General features: G+C 70.2%; 2 protein-coding genes. One reads left to right on the forward strand and one right to left on the reverse strand.

Translation table 11 applies throughout. The features are described 5' to 3' along the window. A partial coding sequence (locus A5680_RS13450; RefSeq protein WP_156674996.1) for a TetR/AcrR family transcriptional regulator occupies positions 1 to 318 on the reverse strand: 318 nt, incomplete at its 3' end. Between the two features lie 101 nt (positions 319 to 419). Between A5680_RS13450 and A5680_RS13455 the strand changes: the two genes are divergently transcribed. Then, positions 420 to 832: TetR/AcrR family transcriptional regulator (locus A5680_RS13455; protein WP_156675104.1), on the forward strand; the 413-nt coding region annotated here is incomplete at its 3' end.

The raw sequence follows: 832 nt of genomic DNA on the forward strand, positions 1-832 counted from the left end.
CTCGCGCATCAACCGGCCCGATTCGTCGAGCACCGCCTCGATGCGGTCGACGGCGTCGCCGGATCGCGCCGCGGCCGCCCGCAGCCGTGGCAGCGCGACGTCGGTTCGCGCCGCGATCGCGGCCTTGATCAGTTCGGCCTTGTTGGGAAAGTAGTTGTAGAGGCTGGCGCTGGTGACGTTCGCGGTGCGGGCGATCTCACGGATGGTGGCGCGGGAGTAGCCCGCCGTGGCCACACAACGCATGGTGGCCACGATGATTCGCTGGCGGGTGTCCTCGCCGCTGGCGCCCACCGGGCGTCCCCGCTGCGCCCGCGTCACCGTGCTCCGCCCACTCGCGTGTCCTGTCCGCCGGGCTCTCGAAGCCCGACAGCATCGAATATAATCGACTGATCGATTAGCCCGGGGGTTCGCGGAGGCAAATGAGCGTTCTGCCGTCACAGCTGGGGCGCCCGGTGGGTGCCGATGGCGAGCAGACCCGCGCGCGCGTCATCGCCGCGGCGATGCGGTGCGTGGCCGAGATGGGCTACTCCCGCACCACTATTCGCGAGATCGCGCGGGCCGCCGACATGACCAGCGGCAGCCTGTATCACTACTTTGCGAACAAGTCCGAGCTGCTGGACGCCGCCGTCGAGGAGATCGAGGGAATCGCGCTGCCGCGGCTGCAGGCCGCGGCCGAACGGGCCGACGGCGTGGTCGAACGCCTCGCGGCGGTGTTGGACGAGACGAACCGGTTGATGCGCGAGTATCCCGACCTCGCCGCCTTCGAGTGGGTGATCCGCGCGCAGGGCACCGGGGCGCTGGATCCGCACCTCGAGGCCGGCGCGGGATTCGA

The organism is Mycobacterium sp. E2989 (assembly GCF_001667595.1).
GTDB lineage: Bacteria > Actinomycetota > Actinomycetes > Mycobacteriales > Mycobacteriaceae > Mycobacterium.